Annotated in this window: 13 protein-coding genes; 8 read left to right on the forward strand and 5 right to left on the reverse strand. The window is 40.0% G+C overall.

Annotation, left to right across the window (positions count from 1 at the left end; all coding sequences use genetic code 11):
• Positions 1-17: 17 nt before the first annotated feature.
• Positions 18-659 (forward strand): bifunctional 4-hydroxy-2-oxoglutarate aldolase/2-dehydro-3-deoxy-phosphogluconate aldolase, encoded by a 642-nt coding sequence (locus ABD009_RS00245; protein ID WP_343821860.1) that lies wholly within the window; start codon positions 18-20, stop codon positions 657-659.
• Positions 660-727: 68 nt separating this feature from the next.
• On the opposite strand, the gene ABD009_RS00250 is transcribed toward ABD009_RS00245, so the two are convergent.
• On the reverse strand, positions 728-1,603 hold the full coding sequence (locus ABD009_RS00250) for a D-hexose-6-phosphate mutarotase (RefSeq protein WP_343821862.1): 876 nt from the start codon (positions 1,601-1,603) through the stop codon (positions 728-730).
• A 121-nt stretch (positions 1,604-1,724) separates the two neighbouring features.
• A complete protein-coding gene (gene gap, locus ABD009_RS00255; protein WP_343821864.1) occupies positions 1,725-2,738 on the reverse strand; it encodes a type I glyceraldehyde-3-phosphate dehydrogenase in 1,014 nt (337 codons plus the stop codon).
• Positions 2,739-2,965: 227 nt separating this feature from the next.
• Between gap and malQ the strand changes: the two genes are divergently transcribed.
• The 5 genes from malQ to ABD009_RS00280 all read left to right on the forward strand — a co-directional run bounded on the left by malQ (position 2,966) and on the right by ABD009_RS00280 (position 12,505).
• Positions 2,966-5,167 (forward strand): 4-alpha-glucanotransferase, encoded by a 2,202-nt coding sequence (gene malQ / locus ABD009_RS00260; protein WP_343821867.1) that lies wholly within the window; start codon positions 2,966-2,968, stop codon positions 5,165-5,167.
• Between the two features lie 76 nt (positions 5,168-5,243).
• A complete protein-coding gene (gene glgB, locus ABD009_RS00265) occupies positions 5,244-7,460 on the forward strand; it encodes a 1,4-alpha-glucan branching protein GlgB (protein ID WP_343821870.1) in 2,217 nt (738 codons plus the stop codon).
• A complete protein-coding gene (gene glgX / locus ABD009_RS00270) occupies positions 7,457-9,523 on the forward strand; it encodes a glycogen debranching protein GlgX (protein WP_343821872.1) in 2,067 nt (688 codons plus the stop codon). The genes glgB and glgX overlap by 4 nt, the downstream gene beginning before the upstream one ends.
• Positions 9,524-9,645: 122 nt before the next feature.
• Positions 9,646-11,172, forward strand: a complete 1,527-nt coding sequence (gene gndA / locus ABD009_RS00275; protein WP_343821874.1) for an NADP-dependent phosphogluconate dehydrogenase — start codon at positions 9,646-9,648, stop codon at positions 11,170-11,172.
• Positions 11,173-11,404: 232 nt separating this feature from the next.
• Positions 11,405-12,505: an NF038122 family metalloprotease gene (locus tag ABD009_RS00280; protein WP_343821877.1), complete on the forward strand. Its 1,101-nt coding sequence runs from the start codon at positions 11,405-11,407 to the stop codon at positions 12,503-12,505.
• 117 nt (positions 12,506-12,622) lie between these two features.
• On the opposite strand, the gene ABD009_RS00285 is transcribed toward ABD009_RS00280, so the two are convergent.
• From ABD009_RS00285 to ABD009_RS00295, 3 genes are read right to left on the reverse strand one after another with little or no spacing between them, the layout of a single operon-like run.
• Positions 12,623-13,633 (reverse strand): zinc-binding dehydrogenase, encoded by a 1,011-nt coding sequence (locus ABD009_RS00285; RefSeq protein ID WP_343821879.1) that lies wholly within the window; start codon positions 13,631-13,633, stop codon positions 12,623-12,625.
• Between the two features lie 5 nt (positions 13,634-13,638).
• Entirely contained in the window at positions 13,639-16,782 is a 3,144-nt protein-coding gene (locus ABD009_RS00290) for an efflux RND transporter permease subunit (protein WP_343821881.1), read from the reverse strand.
• A 1-nt stretch (position 16,783) separates the two neighbouring features.
• Positions 16,784-17,965, reverse strand: a complete 1,182-nt coding sequence (locus ABD009_RS00295; protein WP_343821882.1) for an efflux RND transporter periplasmic adaptor subunit — start codon at positions 17,963-17,965, stop codon at positions 16,784-16,786.
• Positions 17,966-18,067: 102 nt separating this feature from the next.
• Here ABD009_RS00295 and ABD009_RS00300 point away from each other — a divergent pair, with 102 nt between their 5' ends.
• Entirely contained in the window at positions 18,068-19,039 is a 972-nt protein-coding gene (locus tag ABD009_RS00300) for a LysR family transcriptional regulator (RefSeq protein WP_343821885.1), read from the forward strand.
• 22 nt (positions 19,040-19,061) lie between these two features.
• Positions 19,062-19,451, forward strand: coding sequence for a peptide-methionine (R)-S-oxide reductase MsrB (gene msrB / locus ABD009_RS00305; protein WP_343821888.1), 390 nt, complete (start codon positions 19,062-19,064; stop codon positions 19,449-19,451).
• Positions 19,452-19,525: the final 74 nt, after the last annotated feature.

Here is a 19,525-nt window from a genome sequence, read left to right on the forward strand (position 1 = left end):
TATTTTAAGGATTTATAATGACACAACGTAATTGGTTAATAGATTCGGCTGACGTATTTGCCGCTGGGCCAGTAGTGCCGGTTTTAGTAATTGACCGAGTAGAAGATGCGGTTCCTATTGCCAACGCTTTAGTTGCTGGCGGAATTAAGGTGTTAGAAGTTACCTTGAGAACGCCTGTTGCAATGGATGTTATTAGGGAAATAGCCACACATTGCCCGGAGGCCATTATAGGTGCTGGCACAGTGACTAATGCTGAACAATTAAAGCAAGTAACTGAAGCAGGTGCTAAATTTGCGATAAGCCCTGGTTTAACACCTGACTTACTTGATGCTGGCAACAATGGTTCAATTGCATTGATACCAGGAGTATCGTCAATATCGGAACTAATGGTGGGATTAGATAAAGGTTATAGCCACTTTAAGTTTTTCCCTGCAGAAGCATCAGGTGGTGTTCAATCGTTAAAATCTATTGGTGGGCCTTTCCCAGGTGTTAAGTTCTGTCCTACTGGTGGAATCAATCCTTCAAACTATCAAGACTATTTAGCTTTAGACAATGTTCTTTGTTGCGGTGGTTCTTGGTTATGCCCAGATTCAGTTGTTAAAGAGCAGAATTGGGACGAAATTACTCGCTTAGCGAAAACTGCAGTACTAGGGCAGTAATCACTATAGCATTAAGTAGAAGGTAACATTTGCCTTCTACTTATACCTTTTTTGTACATCTTTAAGTTTTAGTTTCGATCGATGACCTGAGTCAGGGTGTGAGATTCTCGGGGTTTTAACTTAACTTCTTTTGTATTCGCCATTTCGACGCAGACCATTTCGATGAATCCATCGTCATCAAAGTCGCTCATCTTTTTTGCTCCCTCTTTCCATGGATTCCAAATGACAACAGAGTCATGTCCAGAGCCGACTATTTTTAAGTTGTTTTTAGATGTTTTGTTATTCATAACCGTAATCAAATCATTATGACTGTTGTATATTTTATCTGTCCATTGTGTGATTTTTAGTTCGTTATCTTGCACCAAAGTTTGAGCATTCAGCTGGTCCAAGTATTGACGGTTAGACAAGCCAGTAATCGTGCTTTGTCTTATATCTTCTACCTTAAAATAACTGTGTATTGCCTGAGTAAAAGTAACGGTAGAATCTGAAGTGTTTTCGGTATGTAAATGAATTTTTAAAGATTTACCTAGATCAAGCTCTAAAAATAGCGATAAACCTTTTATGCTATTTGGAAACTGTTCGTCTTTTAATGAGCTTAAACTCTCAATGTTAAAGTTGGGCTGCATAGTGATCCGGACACCAGAGTCGTCCTCTTCAATGGAAACTATGTTCCATTTTACTAAGCGTGCATAACCATGTTGCGGTTGTTCTTGTGATAAAGCTGGACCAAACCAAGGCCAGCAAATTGGAATACCACCTCTGATAGGTTTGCTGCCATCTAGTACAGCTTGTTTAGACAGCCACAGCCAGTCATTACCAGTCTGATCTTGATAGGATAATAACTGCCCGCCAAACTCACTTAGCGTAGCCTTAAAAAGAGGGTGGCTGATCTTGTAGAGTTTTTGATTATCAACAAGTTGGGTGGATACATACGTCGTTCTCATGAAATTCCATAATGTAAATTTAAGTGGGTTTATCGTCCTAACAATTTGAAAATGACAAACATAAAAAAAGCGATGAAATCATCGCTCTTTAATTATAGTAAACAAAAATTATTTTATAAGTTTATTTGGCACTCATGAAGTGAACGGCGGTATCTAACATTCTGTTTGAAAAACCCCACTCATTATCATACCAACTCATCACTTTAATAAGGCGGCCGGTTACGCGAGTTTCAGTAGCATCAAAATTAGAAGAATAAGGGATATGGTTAAAGTCGATAGATACTAAAGGTTCCTCATTAACGCTTAATACTTCTGCTAATGGGCCGCCTTTTGCTACAGCATCTTTGATAGCTTTATTTATCTCTTCGACACTTGTGTCACGTTTAGCTATAAAAGTAAGGTCAACTAACGATACGTTGATAGTTGGAACACGCACCGCTAGACCATCTACCTTACCAGCTAATTCAGGCACTACCAAGCCAACAGCAGCGGCTGCACCCGTTTTAGTTGGGATCATAGACATTGCTGCAGCACGAGCTCTGCGTAAGTCCGTGTGGTAAACGTCGCTTAAACGTTGGTCATTTGTATAGGCATGAATGGTATTCATTAAACCGGATTCTATACCAACAGTATCGTTTAATACTTTAGCCATAGGTGCTAAACAGTTAGTTGTGCAAGACGCGTTTGAAATAACCGTCATATCAGATGTTAATACATCTTCATTCACACCATATACAACGGTTGCATCTACATTTTTACCAGGCGCTGAAATAATTACTTTTTTAGCGCCAGCGTCAACGTGCGCATTTGCTTGTTCTTTAGATGCAAATAAACCAGTGCACTCAAACACAACATCTACATTAATTGCTTTCCAAGGTAGTTCAGCTGGGTTACGAATACTCGTTACTGCTATCTCATCACCATTAACGGTAATGCTTGTATCGGTATTTTCGACTTTTGCACCAAAACGGCCGTGTGCCGTATCGTATTTTAAAAGGTGGGCATTAATACTGGCATCACCCAAATCATTAATGGCAACAATTTTCAAATCATATGCTTTTTCTGATTCATACAAAGCTCTAAGAATATTACGGCCGATGCGACCAAAACCATTAATTGCTACACGAATTGTCATAATTTTACCTGATTGGAATGAATTGTAATTTCAGAAGTGTAATAAAATTACATAAAAACGTGCCAAATGTAAAGCTCCCAGAGCTAGTATTTATAGGCTTCTGGCATTAAAATGCGCGTTTGCAAACGTATGTAGTAGTCAAAGAGAGTTAAACGACATTATAGTAAGCGCCCGTAATTCTGATTACTTATCGAATCATAGCCCTTTTTTCCAAGCAAGGAATTATCATGAACCAATCTCTAATCGAACAACTGGCAGAAGCCCGTGGTATCGAATCCAAGTATATTGATGCTTGGGGAAATCAAGCGACAATAGAGCCGTCGTCAAAAGCAAAGATCCTTGCGGCTATGGGATATTCAGTTGAAGACGAAGCTAAAATGCTGAACCAAATTGAAGAAGAATCAAAGCAGCAATGGTTAACAGTACTAGAGCCAGCAACGGTTGTTAGAACAAACACTCCGTCTACTTTCTTTTTAAAGTTACCAATTGACTTTGTTAACGATGAACTAACGCTAAACATTTACCAGAAAAATAAACAAGTTAAGCAAATAAGTATTACACCCGTTGATCACCAACTAGTGGCAACGGTTGAACTTGAAGAGTTTGAAATTCAGCAGTACGCGATTGAAATTAACTTCGAATTACCAATGGGTTACTACGAACTTGCATTATTGGAAGGTGGTAATGATGAGCCTTTAGGAAGCGGGCGCTTAATTGTTGCTCCTCAAAAGTGCTTTAAACAACCTGAAATTGAACAAGGTAAAAAACTTTGGGGCCCAAGCGTTCAGCTTTACTGTGTGAAAAGCAAGAACAACTGGGGCATAGGCGATTTCTCTGATTTAGCATATTTAATAGAGAAAGTTGCAGAGCGCGGTGCTGACTTTGTTGGCTTAAACCCAATCCATGCGTTATATCCAAATAACGGCAATGCATGTAGTCCGTATAGTCCTTCGTCGCGTCGCTGGTTGAACGTAATTTACATTGATGTTCAAAAGGTAATTGGCTTTACTGAAGATAAGGCAACGCAAGCCATCGTTCAGGATTCGAAGTTTGTTGAACAACTTGCAAAAGCAAGAGCGTCAGAACAGGTTGATTACGACTCAGTGATGGACTTAAAAGTTCGTGCATTAAAGCCTCTTTATGATTACTTCTTAAAACATCATATCGAGTCTAATACCAGTGAAGCAAAGGCATTTGAAGCATTTAAGAATGAAGGCGGCGAAAGTTTAGCTCAACTAGCTACCTTTGATGCAATTCAAGATAATTTTAGATCAGAAGGTCGTTATATCGGCGACAACTGGGGATGGCCAGTGTGGCCAGACGAATACAAAGATTATGGCTCAAGTGCTGTAAAAGCGTTTGCTAAACAACACGCAAAATTAGTCGATTTTTATGCTTACATTCAGTTTGTTGCGTTAAAGCAACTTGAACAAGCAAATGCTGTTAGTGCCAAAAAAGGTATGGCCATGGGTACATACCGTGATCTTGCGGTAGGTGTAAGTGAAGGCAGTACAGAGATTTGGGCTAACAAAGACTTATACTGCACCGATGCCTCTGTTGGTGCTCCACCCGACGTACTAGGACCTTTAGGTCAAAACTGGGGCCTGCCTCCAATGGATCCAGTAAAATTATACGAGCAGGGTTACCAACCAATTATAGATTTGTTCCGCTCTAATATGCATGCTTGTGGTGCTTTGCGTATTGACCACGTAATGGCTTTATTGAGATTGTGGTGGGTACCAAAAGGCGAATCAGCAAAAGCGGGCACCTACGTTTATTATCCAGTTGACGATTTATTAGCTATTTTAGCACTTGAAAGCCACTTGAATGAGTGTTCAATCATAGGCGAAGACTTAGGTACTGTTCCTGATGATATTGGCGGTAAATTACAAGCTAATGGTATTCATTCATATAAAGTATTTTTCTTTGAGCAAGCCGAAGACGGTGGCTTTTATTCACCAGAGCATTATGTAGAACAATCTATGGCGACATTGACGACTCATGATATGCCAACACTTATTGGGTATTGGCATTGTAAAGATCTTGAGTTAGGGCAGGAAATTGGTTTGTATACTGGTGACGAGTTAATGAAGTCACTTTATGCAGATAGAGTAAAAGCGAAACAATCGATTTTAGATAGTCTACATGGCCATAATAGTATCCCAAGCGATATTGGCAGGGATGCAAACTACGTTGGCATGACTCAAGAACTTAACTACGGTATGCAAATTCACATGGCTAAAGGATCTTCTGCGTTGTTAAGTTTACAGCTAGAAGACTGGTTGCAGATGGATATGCCAGTGAATATTCCCGGAACAAGTGAAGAGTATCCAAATTGGCGCCGTAAACTGAGCGTTGATCTAGAAGATATTTTTAATAAACCAGAAGTTAACCAGTTAACACAGGCATTAACAAAAGCCAGACAATAAGTCCAAATTAAACAGCACCTTGAGGTGCTGTTTTTTGTTGCTAAGCTTAATGTAATCCAATCGCAGGACAATAACCTTGACTACTACACCTACTAATTTTGCTTCTATCGTAAATCGCTTAAACTCGGCAAATGTGACATTTCCATTTGAACATTTGGGGCTTTTTAAAAAAGATCTACAACCTGGTTACGTTATTAGAGCGTGGTTTCCAGGAGCAAGTGCTGTTCAGCTATTAGAAGCAAAGCGAAATCGTGTATTAGCATCCTTTGAAATGGTGAGTGACCTAGGTTTTTTCATATGTGACCTGCCAAAAAGAAAAAAAGCTTTTCAATACCGGTTAAAAGTAACTATCAATGACGTTGAGTCACTAGCGTTAGACCCATACCAATTTAAAGAAGAAGCGTTTCACGCCGTTCATTTTGTTGATCAACAAGCCTCAAATGTATACAAACAATTAGGTGCTCAAGTACTAACGTTAACTAATGGCATTAAAGCAACTCGGTTTGCTGTTTATGCGCCGAATGCCTCAAGTTGCAGTTTGATTGGTGATTTTAATAATTGGGATGGACGCAGCCTACCAATGGAGAAAACCGCCTGTGGTCACTTTGTATTGGTGGTTCCTGACGCTAGTGTTGGTAGTCGTTATAAATATGAAATTAAGGATAGCCAAGGTCAATTGCTACCGCACAAAGCGGATCCGGTTGGTTTCTACCACGAGCAATATCCGTCATTCGCCAGTATTGTTTATGATAATAACCACTTTGATTGGACAGATAACGAGTGGGTTACAAAAGATAAGTCAGATCATTACCAGTCAGCTATGTCTATTTATGAAGTTCACTTAGGCTCCTGGCGAACAAAACTTGATGATCAGGGCACTGAAACACCATTAAATTACGACGAGTTGATTCGAGACTTAATTCCTTATGTGAAAGAGTTAGGGTATACGCATGTTGAAGTGCTACCTATATCTGAACATCCATTTACGGGTTCCTGGGGTTATCAACCAACAGGAATGTTTGCAGCAACTTCTCGCTTTGGCGATCCTGATGGTTTTAAATCGTTTGTTAATGAATGCCACAAGGCTGATATTGGTGTGATAGTTGATTGGGTTCCCGCTCATTTCCCTGAGGACGCACATGGTTTAGCTCAGTTTGATGGTACACATTTATACGACTACAGTGATCCTAAAAAAGGTTGGCACCCAGACTGGAATTCTTGCATTTATGATTATGGCCGAGATTCTGTTCGTCAGTTCTTAGTGGCGAGCGCTTTATACTGGTGTGAACATTTCCACATTGACGGTTTAAGAGTAGATGCAGTTGCGTCGATGTTATACCTCGATTATTCACGTGATGAAGGGGAATGGATCCCTAATGTTGACGGCGGAAATCATAATTATGAGGCTATTAGTTTATTAAAATGGGTAAATGAGGAAGTTAAAACTCATTTTCCTAATACCATGACCATTGCTGAGGAATCCACTTCGTTTGCTAAGGTTTCGCACCCAGTACACGAGGGCGGGTTAGGGTTTGACTATAAATGGAATATGGGCTGGATGCATGACAGTTTAGTTTATATCAACAAAGATCCTATGTATCGTCGGTACCACCATAAAGACATTACGTTTTCAATGGTATACAACAATACTGAACACTTTGTACTGCCAATTTCTCACGATGAGGTTGTACATGGCAAAGGCTCAATGATCAGAAAAATGCCAGGCGACGAATGGCAACAAGCTGCCAATTTAAGAGTCTTTAATGGCTTTATGTTTGCACATCCCGGTAAAAAGCTAAACTTTATGGGCAATGAATTTGGTCAGTATGAAGAATGGAATCACAATACACAATTAACGTGGAGCGCTCTAAACCACAGAAAAAATGAAGGTTTACAAACGTTAATAAAAGATCTTAATCGACTTTATAAAACGTACCCAGCGTTGCATGAACTAGACTATCAGGAACAAGGTTTTGAGTGGTTAGATAGCCACGATGAAGAACGAAGTATTGTTTCGTTTGCAAGACGCGACAGTCAAGGTAACGAAGTTATCGTTATTTGTAATTTTACGCCTATACCACGCGACGATTATAAAGTGGGTGTAAAGCATGACGGTGAATATGAACTGTTATTAAATACCGATAGTGAGTTTTACTGGGGCAGTAATTACAACGCTGGCTTTAATTTTAAGGCAGATAAACAGCCATGGCAGAATCAACCTTGTAGCTTAGTTTTAAACTTACCGCCATTAAGTGCGCTGTATCTAATTAATAAAACTGCGACATTAAAATGACCATTATTAAAGCCGAAGTATGTGGTACAGGCTCTCCAAATCCATTGGGTGTTACTTCAAATAATGAAAATTATAACGTAGCCGTATATGCACCGGATGCGAGCAAGGTTTTTATTCACTTTTTTACACCAGATACTGAAGAGTTTATTTGTAAAATTGAATTGAAAAACCGTACAGGTAAAGTCTTTCACAGCCTCATTAGTCATGTTTCTGAAAATTATGTTTATGCGCTTCAGGCCATTCAGAAAGATAAAAGAAAAGGGCACTGCGTTGACGAACGACTCTTCATTGATCCCTATGCTAAGTCTCTTAATAAATCGTTGGTTTGGAATGAAACACAATACCAACAACAAAGCGCATTTATGCTACCTAAAGCAAAACTATGCAAACAAGAGTTTGACTGGCAAGGCGTAACAAAACCTAATATAGCAAGACACGAAAGCGTTATTTACGAGCTTCACGTTAAAGGCTTTAGCGAACAAAACCCTAATGTAACTGAAGCGGTTCGTGGCAAATATCTAGGACTTGCGGAGCCTGGCAGCATTGACCATTTAAAAGGTTTAGGAATTACCGCTGTTCAAATCTTACCAATATTTAGCTTTATGTCTGAACCGAGATTAGAGCAAATAGGTCTAACAAACTATTGGGGTTATAACCCCATCAATTTTTTTGCACCAGATCAACGTTATGCCAATAACGATGCGGTAACCGAAGTGAAAACTATGGTTAGAGAGCTGCACCGTAATGGCATAGAAGTCATATTAGATGTGGTTTATAACCACACTGCGGAGTCAGGAGCGCAAGGGCCATCACTAAGCTTTAAAGGTTTAGTGGAAGGAGAGTTTTACTTACGGACAGATGATGACTACAGCTTTGATTATGCGAATTACTCTGGTTGTGGAAACACCGTAAATGCGGATAGCAATTTTGGTATAAAAATCATCATGGACTCAATGCGATACTGGTTAACAGAAATGCAAGTTGATGGTTTTAGGTTTGACTTGGCGGCAACGTTGGGACGCAATGGTGATCGCTTTAATCGCAAAGCTGCATTATTTAGAGCTATGTCTCAAGACCCTATTATTAGCCAAGCCAAGCTTATTGCTGAGCCTTGGGATATAGGTCCAGAAGGTTACCAGTTGGGTAATTTCCCTTCAGAATGGCTTGAGTGTAATGACAGATTTAGAGATACCGTTCGTCGCTTTTGGCGAGGAGAATTAGGACTAGTACCCGAACTCGCCAGTCGGATTTTAGGCTCCAGAGATATTTTTAAAAAAGGGCGCAGGAGTCACACCTCAAGCGTCAACTATGTTGCCTACCATGATGGTTATACTTTAAACGATCTTGTTAGTTATGAACAAAAGCATAATGAGGCGAACCTCGAAAATAACCGAGACGGACATGGCAGTAATTTCTCAAAGAATTACGGAGTAGAGGGCGAAACAACAAAATCTGAGGTGTTAGCGTTAAGGGCAAAACAAATAAGGAATATGCTTTCTACGGTGCTTTTCTCTCAAGGTGTTCCGCATTTGTTAGCGGGTGATGAAATAGGGCGAACACAAAAAGGAAACAACAATGCTTATTGTCAAGATAATGAGATTAGCTGGCTCAATTGGAATCTAGATAGGTCCAATACTGAACTTCTAGAGTTTACTAAATTGGTTATTAGTATTCGAAAGTCTTATCCACTGCTACAAAGGTGCTTTTTGGAAGATGATGACTATGAATATAGTGATTTTCACCACCATGTAAATTGGATAAAGCCCAGCGGCGAAAGCAAACAAATAGACGATTGGCAAAATAATGAGAATCAATGTTTAGGTTTAGTAGTGGCTGATGACGATAATGGCTATCAACTGGTTTTAATTTTAAATGCGTCAGAGCAATCGGTAACGTACAAAATAGTAGATAATCAACCGTTATCCGCCGTTCGAATATTAGATACAAACTTGATTAGCCAACAACTTGGCAGCCAGATTGATTGTCAATTTGATAGAAATCTAGATCACGAACAAGCGCCACAATCCTTGAGTTTATGGAAGCTTTTACCGTTACAACAATAAGTTATTACAAAAGAATGTCAGTTTGTTGCCATTTAATTATACCGGCTTATATAAAGTTAAGCGCTAGTTCTGTATAATCCGGCAAATTTTGAAAATAACGCTCACTCTAAAGAGAAGTTTATATGACAGATAAATCATCGTTATGTGATATTGGGTTTATTGGATTAGGTGTAATGGGCAAAAATTTAGCCTTAAACCTAGCCGATAATGGTTATAAGATTGCCGCTTTTGACTTAGATACGGAAAAAGTAGAGGCCGCCATTAAACAAGATGAGCTGGAGCGCAAAGACCAGCCACAACGCATCTTCCCTTGTACTTCTTACACCGAACTTCTCTCAAAACTTTCCTCTCCTCATTTAGTAATAATTTCTGTTCCTGCTGGTGGTCCTGTTGATGACGTATGTCATAAGCTAATTGACGCTGGCATTCAGGCTGATGACATTATTGTTGATACAGGTAATAGCCTTTGGACAGACACTGTAGAGCGTGAAAAGCGTTATGAAGGTAAGTTCCTATTCTTTACAACCGCTGTCTCTGGTGGCGAAGTCGGCGCTAGATTTGGTGCTTCTTTGATGCCAAGTGGTGATCGTTATGCTTGGACACGAATTGCGCCAATGTTCAAAGCTATTGCTGCTAAGGTAGATCCTGAAACAGGTAAGCCAATTGAACGTCATGAGCCTGGCAATCCTGTGTTAGAGGGTGAACCTTGTGCCACGTACATTGGCGAAGCAGGTTCTGGGCATTATGTAAAAATGGTTCACAATGGTATTGAGTATGCCGACATGCAGTTAATTTGTGAAGCGTACAACATCATGCGAACTGGTTTATCTATGACACCAGTTGAAATTGCTAAGGTATTTAGAGACTGGAATGAAGGCGAATTAAATAGTTACCTTATTGAAATTAGCGCTGAAGTTTTAGAGCAAGTAGATACCGAAACAAACCAGCCTCTTGTAGATATTATTCTTGATAAAGCGGGTCAAAAAGGCACAGGCCTTTGGACAGCAGTGAGCAGTCTACAAGTTGGCGCGCCATCACCAACTATCACCTCTGCAGTCTATGCTCGTGCACTATCGACATTAAAAGATGATAGGGTTGCGGCATCGAAAATTTTGAAAGGTCCTGATATTTCAGAGCTTGGTTTATCTAAAGATGAAGTGATTAGTCAATTACATGATGCACTTTATTGCTCTAAAATCTGTGCCTATGCGCAGGGCTTTCAGCTAATGAGTATGGCCGCTAAAGAGCACGGTTGGAATTTAGATTTCGCTGGAATCGCCAAGATATGGCGAGCAGGTTGTATTATCAGAGCAGTGTTCTTGCAGTCAATAACAGAAGCTTACGAAAAAGACGAAGAGCTTTCTAATTTATTAATTGACCCATTTTTTGCGGATCAAATCGCTAAATATCAAGGTAACTGGCGTCGCACGGTTGCGAACTCATCGATGATGGGAATACCTATTGGCGCGTTTTCATCTGCATTAGCGTATTACGACTCTTATAGAAGTGCCGTTTTACCAGCAAATTTACTGCAGGGCCAAAGAGATTATTTTGGTGCACATACATTTGCAAGAGTTGATAAGGCTAGCGGTAAGATGTATCACGTAGAGTGGTCGTCAAAAGAGCGCAACATAACAAAGATAAAATAGAAGCTGAAACTAACAGAACTTGATATCTAGCGTTTTTCTTAACTATTGAATCTATTAAAAGCCGCAATTATTGCGGTTTTTTTTGTCAGTTTTTTTTACAACTCATAGATGTTTTTAAATGTTGGTGATAAATGTAGCCTGTACCATTTTGATTTTGTTTATATTTTTATAGTTGCATGATTTTTGCTTAAAAGTACAGTGGTCTCAAAATAAAAATAAATAGGTATGACTTATGATAAAAAAAATTACAAAAAGAGTATCGTTAACAAGTATCGCAATATTGTCTATGTCGAATGCGATGGCAACAGACATTCAATTGAGTTACGACCCTACTGAATTTGCTAGTGCACAAGGGCAACAAGCTTTGCAAGGCTTTCAAGAAGCGGCAAGCTTTTGGTCTGAATTATTTAGCGATAATGTGACCGTTAACTTAGGTATAGGCTTTGACGCTTTAGACGCAGGAATTATTGGTTCAACAGGCTCTTCATCAGATGTTTATTATTATCAAGATGTTGCAAATGCAATGTTGCAAGATATTTCATCCGTGTTCGATAATGCCGCGGTAAGTAGCTTACCGTGTGAAGACCAAGGTAATGGCCTTTGCAACTTTAGCTTTTTAGATCAAGAAAACCCATCTTCTCCAGTAAGCCCTGAGCTAGATAATGATGGTTCTGGTGATAACTTGGCAATAGAATTAAATCAAGCAAATGCTAAAGCACTGGGGTTAGGTGTGGGTTTAAATGGTTGGCAAGCTCTAGACGGTGAAGTTACTTTTAGTAGCAACTTCGACTTTGACTTTGATCGAACAGACGGCATCAACGCAAACCAAATGGACTTCGTTGGTGTTGCTATTCATGAGATTGGACACGCTTTGGGTTTTGTAAGTGGTGTTGATATTTATGATATTGTATATAACTCTGGTTTGATTGATCCAAATATTGATTTGGATGGTTATGCTATGGCTAGCGCATTGGACCTATTCCGTTTTTCTGAAGAAAGTATTCTTTATGGAGTGGGTACTAGAGATTTAGTGCCGGGCTCAGATTCTTATTTCTCACTTGATGGTGGTGTAACTAATTTAGCTCCATTCTCAACCGGTGTATATGGTGGTGATACACGTCAAGCGAGTCACTTTAAGGATAACTTAGGTATCGGCATAATGGATCCAACGTTTGCACTGGGTGAGTTTGGCGATATCACAGCATTTGATGCTATTGCTTTTGACGTTATTGGTTGGGACTTGAGAATGAATAATGTTTCAGAGCCAGCAACAATCAGTATGTTTGCGTTGCTACTATTAGGCGCGTTGAGACGCAAACAAAACAAACTATAAAATACCTAAAGCTTAGGTATAGAGTAATGTATTAAATCGATGTTCAAGCTTTATAGATAATAAAAAGGGCGATGTTTTCACATGGCCCTTTTTTATTTATTAAACATCAAGGTTTAATTATTTTAAACTTACGACCTGCTTGCCTTTAATCAAACCAGCCATCTGCTGCTTAAGACCGTTTTCTATTTCACTGGGATCAAACTTAACGGGTACTACCGTTGGAGTTTTTAACTTTCCGCTAGCAACACAGTTAAAGAGTTTTTGTCCAATGAACGCCATTTTTAATTGGCCGCACATATCATCAGCCAACCAAGCTCCGTTAAGAGATATGGCGATAATCGTCGGTGCTTTGGTAAACATTCTCGCATTATCTATTGCATCAAAAGGTGCTAAACAGGCGATGGAACCAGCAAAACGCAGTGAGTCTAAGTCGCTAGCAGTAGACTTGCCACCAATGGTATCGACAATTGCATCGACCCCACGTTCACAGGTGATCTCAAGTATCGATTTTTTGATATCAGTCTCGTTGTAATCAATGACGTGCTCTGCGCCTAACTGCCTTAACCAAGCACTGTTCTCGCTTTTAGCCGTGGTGATTACTCGATAGCCAATATTATTTGCAAGCTGAATGGCAAATTGACCAACGGTACTTGCGCCACCCTTTATTAGGATAGTTTGATCTTCATGTAGGTTTAATCGTTCCAAGGTCAGGTAGGCTGTCATGCCGGCGCAGGGAACCGTTGCTGCTACCTCAGGTGTAACGGACTTGGGTACCTCTATCAGCGCGTGACTTGGAACACATACATATTCCGAAAGAACACCTTGTTCTTTAAGGTTATGATGCCAAGCCACTCTCGTACCAATGGCTGGTGCTGAGCCTAATGAGTTTTCTACAACTATGCCAACGGCATCTAAGCCCAAAACGTGCGGGTAGTTCCAAGCGTCTATTCCACACTGTGCTAGTTTGCCATCAATTTGATTTAAACCAACACATTCGATCTTAACCAAGTGATACCCTTCGTTAACCTCAGGAATATCAAGAGATACCTCAACTAACTTAAAGTCATTGCACACGTTGTTAACGGCAATTGCTTTCATGGTTTTGTTTTTAGATGTCGTTTTAGTCATATCAGTTACTGCTCTGATTCATTCTTTGCTTTTTTACTCACCAGCATATAAAAAACTGGAGTAAACAACAAACCAAATACAGTAACACCTATCATGCCAGAGAACACGGCAATACCCATAGTCTCACGCATTTCTGCGCCGGCACCGGAAGCAAGAACTAGAGGTATTACACCCGCTGTGAAAGCAATCGACGTCATTAATATAGGACGCAAACGCAATCTACAAGCATCTATGATGGCATCAAAAGTAGAAGCCCCTGCATCGGCTTTCTCTTTTGCAAATTCAACCATTAATATGGCATTTTTGCAGGCGAGGGCGACTAAAACAATAAGTGCTATCTGAGTAAAGATGTTGTTATCGCCAGAGACAAGCCAAACGCCAATCAATGCAGATAAAATGGTCATAGGAACTATCAAAATAATCGCAAGTGGTAGACGAAGGCTTTCGTATTGTGATGCAAGTACCATGAATACCAGCAAAACGACTAATGGGAATACGTATACCATAGTATTACCAGCTAAAATTTGCTGATAAGTTACTTCCGTCCACTCATATGCCATGCCATCCGGTAAGTTTGCAGCCAGTACTCTTTCAATCGCAGCTTGAGCTTGAGCAGAAGAGTAGCCAGGAGCAGGCGAACCATTTACTTCAGCAGAAGGGTAGCCATTGTAGTGCATTACTCGGTCTGGGCCCGTCGTTGGTGTAACGGTTAAGATACTTCCAAGCGGGATCATATTACCTTTTGCATTACGTACTTTGTACTGCAGAATTTGTTCAGGGTCGGCTCTAAACTCAGCGTCAGCTTGTGCATTAACTTGGTACGTTCGGCCAAACAAGTTGAAATCATTTACATAAACAGAGCCTAAGTAAATCTGTAGCGCATCAAATACATCACTTAACGGAATGCCTTGCAACAGTGCTTGCTCTCGGTCTATTTCAATATCCATCTGTGGAACTTGAATTCTAAACGTTGAGTAAATTCCCGTTAATGCAGGCTCTTTGTAAGCCGCTTGAATTACAGTTTGAAGGTTATTAAATAACGCCTCGTAACCTAAGTTTGCTCTGTCTTCAATTTGAAGCTTAAAACCACCAGTGGTACCTAAACCTAGTATTGGCGGTGGCGGGAATATAGCGACAAAAGCCTCGTCAATTCCATAGAACGCGCCATTTAGCTGTCCAGCAATTGCCATAGCTGACAGGTTAGGAGTAGTTCTGTTTTCGAAGTGATCTAACGTAACAAAAACAATGGCACTATTTGAACTATTAGAGAAACCATTAACCGATAGACCTGGAAACGAAACCGTATGTGCAACACCCGGAGTAGCTAAAGCGATAGATTCCATTTCTTTAACCACTTCTTCCGTGCGGTCTAAACTTGCTGCATCAGGTAACTGTGCCATCGCTACTAAGTATTGTTTGTCTTGAGCTGGAATAAAACCGCCAGGAATAGAGGTAAATACTTTTCCTGTTAAACCCAATAAACCAATGTATAAAACAATGACAATTGTTGCATATCGAATTAACTTTTTAACTAATGTTACATAGCCGTTAGACGCTTTATCAAACATACGGTTGAACGGCGCAAATAACCATTTCCCAAAGGTTTTATCTAAAGCGCGAGTTAACCAGTCTGGTTTTGCGCCATGTGGCTTTAATAATAATGCCGATAGTGCAGGGGACAAGGTTAACGAGTTGAACGCTGAGATTAATGTAGAAATAGTAATTGTTAACGCAAACTGCTTATAAAACTGACCTGTTAAGCCTGTAATAAATGCAGTTGGAATAAATACCGCACATAAAACCAAAGCAATCGCGATTATAGGGCCGGTAACTTCCGTCATGGCTTTTTTTGTTGCTTCAAATGGCGTTAAGCCGTCACCAATGTTTCGCTCTACATTTTCTACAACAACTATCGCATCATCTACAACAATACCAATGGCTAAAACTAAACCAAATAGCGACAAAGTGTTGATTGAAACGCCTAACCATTGCATGGCTGCAAAAGTACCAACTAATGAAACAGGTACCGCGATAAGCGGAATAATAGACGCTCGCCAAGTTTGTAAGAACAGAATAACGACAATAACAACTAGTAATATTGCTTCAAACAAAGTAGCTATAACGGCGTCAATCGAGCCACGAACGAATACAGTAGGGTCGTAAACAATGTCATATTCAACGCCTTGAGGGAATCGAGTAGACAAGTCTTTCATTACTGAACGCACGCTATCGGATAGATCGATTGCATTAGAGCCTGGACGTTGGAAAATAGGTAATGCAACAGCTGGTTGGCTGTCTAGCATAGCGCGTAATGAATAAGTGTTTTGGCCTAACTCAATACGACCAACGTCTTTTAAGCGCGTAACAGCACCGTTATCACCTACGCGAATGACAATGTCATTAAACTCTTCAACACTGCCCATGCGTCCTTTTACATTAAGTAAAATTTGGAACTGTGTGTCAGATGACGTCGGTTGAGCACCTAATGTACCAGCTGCGACTTGTCTATTTTGAGATCGCACTGCATTAACAACGTCAGTAGCCGTTAGCTTTTGCTCAGCTAATTGTTCCGGGTTTAACCAAATTCTAAGTGCATATTGGCCGCCACCAAATACACGTACATCGCCTACAGAGTCTAAGCGAGTAATTTGGTCTTTTACAAAAATGTCAGCATAGTTTGATAAATAACTAATGTCGTGAGTACGTTCCGGAGAATATAAGTGAACAACCATTGCCAAGTCTGGCGAAGACTTTTCTGCAATAACACCAAGTCTTTGAACTTCTTCAGGCAATCTAGGTACAGCGCTATTTACTCTGCTTTGAACCTGTTGTTGTGCTTTGTCTAAATCAGTCCCTAAAGCAAAAGTTACCGTTAATGAAAGACGCCCATCACTCGTTGCTTGTGAGAACATATAAAGCATATTCTCAACACCGTTAATTTGTTGTTCTAACGGCGTTGCAACTGTTTCAGCGATTACTTTAGGGTTTGCACCTGGGTAACTCGCATTAACAACAACGGTTGGCGGTACGACTTCTGGGTACTCACTGACTGGCAACTGCATTAACGAAATTGCACCAGCAATAAATATTATAAGAGAAAGCATGACCGCAAAGATTGGCCGGCTTATAAAAAAGTGTGAAAATTTCATATTATTTCGCGCCCATTACACTAGACGTGTTGTTTAAGTGAGATAAGAAGTCACTAACTAAAAGGTTTTTAGGTAATTCGATAGAGACGTCACGAGGAGTGATTGGCATACCAGGACCTACTTTAGCAGGGCCATTTGCTGCAATCTTTTCACCAACTTCTAGGCCTTCAGTGACAATTCTAAAGCTACCAATTCGTTTACCTACTTTAATAGGGCGATAAGTTAATTGGTTGTCTTTATTTACCACTAAAATAAACTTGTTTTTTAAGTCTGTACCAATTGCTCGTTCTGGAACAATGATTTGCTGTGAGAAGTCCGTAGGTGCGATGCTTACACGAGCGAATGAACCCGGAAGTAGTTTCCCATCTTTATTATCGAACTCTGCTCGAACTTTAATAGTACCTGTGCTTGGATTAATCGCATTGTCGATAAAGTTAATTTTACCGAAAATAGCGTTTGCTGCGCCAGTTAGCTCTAGTCTTACAGGTAGGCCAATTAACGAATCAATAGATGCAAATTTTGTATTCCACGTACGTTCATCAATTTCAAAGTAGGTTTCAATGGTATCTGTTGCAACTATTGTTGTTAATACTGTTTCCGTTGCTCTAACTGTGTTACCAGCCGTATGGAAGGCAAGTGATACTTTACCCGCGATAGGTGCTTTTATATCGCTGAAATCAACGTTTAATTTTGCAATATTAATAGATGAAGCAATTGAATCAACGTCAGCGGTTCTTTGATCAAAAATAGCGCGCCTTGCTTCTAGCTGTTCAACCGATATTGCTTTTGAATCTGATAAAGAAACACCACGGTCATATTCACTTTTAGCTTGGCGTAAAGCTGCTTTACTTCGACTAAGTTGAGCTTCTAAGTTTTTAACTTCAGCATCGTATGCTCTTTTGTCCAAAGAAAACAAAACGTCTCCTTTGTTTACATATGAGCCTTCAGTAAATTTGACGGTTTCAATAATGCCAGTAACTCGAGGAGTCAATTGAACCTGTTCAGGTGCAACGGTGCGAGTTGTGAAAGTATGCCAGTCTGTAAATTCCATAGAAGAAATTGTTGCTACGTCAATAGCTGGTGGCGGTGGCGCTGAATTTGCTTGTGCAGGACCAGCTTCTGAGCAACCAATTACTGTTGCAAGTGCTAGACTAATGATTCCAAGTTTAAACGATGTGTTCATAATATTCTCCTAAGTTATGGCCAATTATAGTCTTGTATTTACATTCTAAAAATGCTCGAATTAGCACTTTATTAATGCCTTTAATGCACCAATGGTGAAAAAATGGACTTAGCTAGCAAGTTATTACTTTTATTAGATGTTGCTGAATTAGGCACTTTTGCCAAAGCGTCGGAACATCGGCATGTTGATAGGTCTGTGATTTCTAAGCAAATTGCTAAGCTTGAGCAAGAGCTTGGAGTGAGGGTATTGAACCGAACCACTCGGTCATTATCGCTAACAGCGGCAGGAACAGAGATTGTTCAGCAAGCAAAGTTGCTTCGTGAATTGTTAAATGAAACTAAACGAAGGGCACAAAATTATCACTCGGAACCACAAGGTCGCTTAAAAATTACTAGCTCTACACATTTTGGGCGCCGTTATGTACAAAATGCGGTTATAGAGTTTCAACGACGTTTTCCGCAAATAGATGTAGAGCTAAGACTAGAAGATCGGCTGGTTGATATTGTAGGTGAAGGATACGATATAGGTTTCCGATTTGGTGAGCCTAAAGATTCCAGTTTGATCGCTAGGAAATTAGCCCGAAATCGATTAGCAATTGTAGCGTCGGAAAGCTTTTTTAAGCGCTATAAAAGACCTGAAACAATACAAGATTTGAAGACACTCCCTTGTGCCATATATTCATCATCCGGTTTTGAAGTGGATAGAGTGAATGTAATAAATGAGCTAGGCTTAGAAGAATCTATTAAATTAAACGCTGCGTATAGAGTAAATGATGTAGAAATGTTGGTAAGAACCGCCGAGTCTGGAAATATGTTTGCGGTGGTATCAGCGCAAATGTTAGAGAATGAGGTGATAAGTGGTGCGCTTATACCCGTTATGACCGACTTAACGCTATTGGACTTTGGTGCGCTATATGCGGTTTATCCACACCGTGACTCACCTGTTAAGACACGTTTGTTTATAGATACAATCAAAGAGCTAATTGGTAGCAACATTCCAGATTGGGAGTCTAGTATTCCGGGTTTTGACTCTATGTATGGGCATAAAAAAGAAGCAACTGGATTTGAGATTTAACTTAAAGAGAGGTTCATCAAAAATGAGCAAAGTAACTAAAACTGACGCGCAATGGCAAGCGGAGCTAACACCAGAGCAATATCAAGTTACCAGGTTAAAAGGTACAGAACGTCCATTTACGGGGGAACTCATAGAGGAAACTCGTGCCGGGGTATACAGTTGCGTGTGCTGTGATCAGAAACTCTTTTATTCATCTCAAAAGTTCGAGTCTCATTGTGGTTGGCCATCGTTTGATGAGTGTGAAGAGGGCACAATTGCCTATATAAAAGATAATAGCCATGGCATGACACGCACGGAAATTGTTTGTGCTAATTGTGATGGGCATATTGGTCACGTTTTTGACGATGGACCAACGCAAACTGGTAAGCGTTACTGTGTTAATTCTGTTGCGCTTTCATTTTCACCAAGTTAATTCCACAAGTATTTCAATCCTCATAGCTTTTAAGCCTGTTTTGAGGTGTTTACTGACTTAAAAGTGGGCCTTCG

Source organism: Psychrosphaera haliotis (assembly GCF_039523615.1).
GTDB lineage: Bacteria > Pseudomonadota > Gammaproteobacteria > Enterobacterales > Alteromonadaceae > Psychrosphaera > Psychrosphaera haliotis.

Excerpts from the sequence above, each read along its gene's own strand:
- ABD009_RS00245 (WP_343821860.1), top strand. The coding sequence starts at position 18 with ATGACACAACGTAATTGGTTAATAGATTCGGCTGACGTATTTGCCGCT.
- ABD009_RS00250 (WP_343821862.1), bottom strand. The coding sequence starts at position 1,603 with ATGAGAACGACGTATGTATCCACCCAACTTGTTGATAATCAAAAACTC.
- gap (WP_343821864.1), bottom strand. The coding sequence starts at position 2,738 with ATGACAATTCGTGTAGCAATTAATGGTTTTGGTCGCATCGGCCGTAAT.
- malQ (WP_343821867.1), top strand. The coding sequence starts at position 2,966 with ATGAACCAATCTCTAATCGAACAACTGGCAGAAGCCCGTGGTATCGAA.
- glgX (WP_343821872.1), top strand. The coding sequence starts at position 7,457 with ATGACCATTATTAAAGCCGAAGTATGTGGTACAGGCTCTCCAAATCCA.
- gndA (WP_343821874.1), top strand. The coding sequence starts at position 9,646 with ATGACAGATAAATCATCGTTATGTGATATTGGGTTTATTGGATTAGGT.
- ABD009_RS00280 (WP_343821877.1), top strand. The coding sequence starts at position 11,405 with ATGATAAAAAAAATTACAAAAAGAGTATCGTTAACAAGTATCGCAATA.
- ABD009_RS00285 (WP_343821879.1), bottom strand. The coding sequence starts at position 13,633 with ATGACTAAAACGACATCTAAAAACAAAACCATGAAAGCAATTGCCGTT.
- ABD009_RS00290 (WP_343821881.1), bottom strand. The coding sequence starts at position 16,782 with ATGAAATTTTCACACTTTTTTATAAGCCGGCCAATCTTTGCGGTCATG.
- ABD009_RS00295 (WP_343821882.1), bottom strand. The coding sequence starts at position 17,965 with ATGAACACATCGTTTAAACTTGGAATCATTAGTCTAGCACTTGCAACA.
- ABD009_RS00300 (WP_343821885.1), top strand. The coding sequence starts at position 18,068 with ATGGACTTAGCTAGCAAGTTATTACTTTTATTAGATGTTGCTGAATTA.
- msrB (WP_343821888.1), top strand. The coding sequence starts at position 19,062 with ATGAGCAAAGTAACTAAAACTGACGCGCAATGGCAAGCGGAGCTAACA.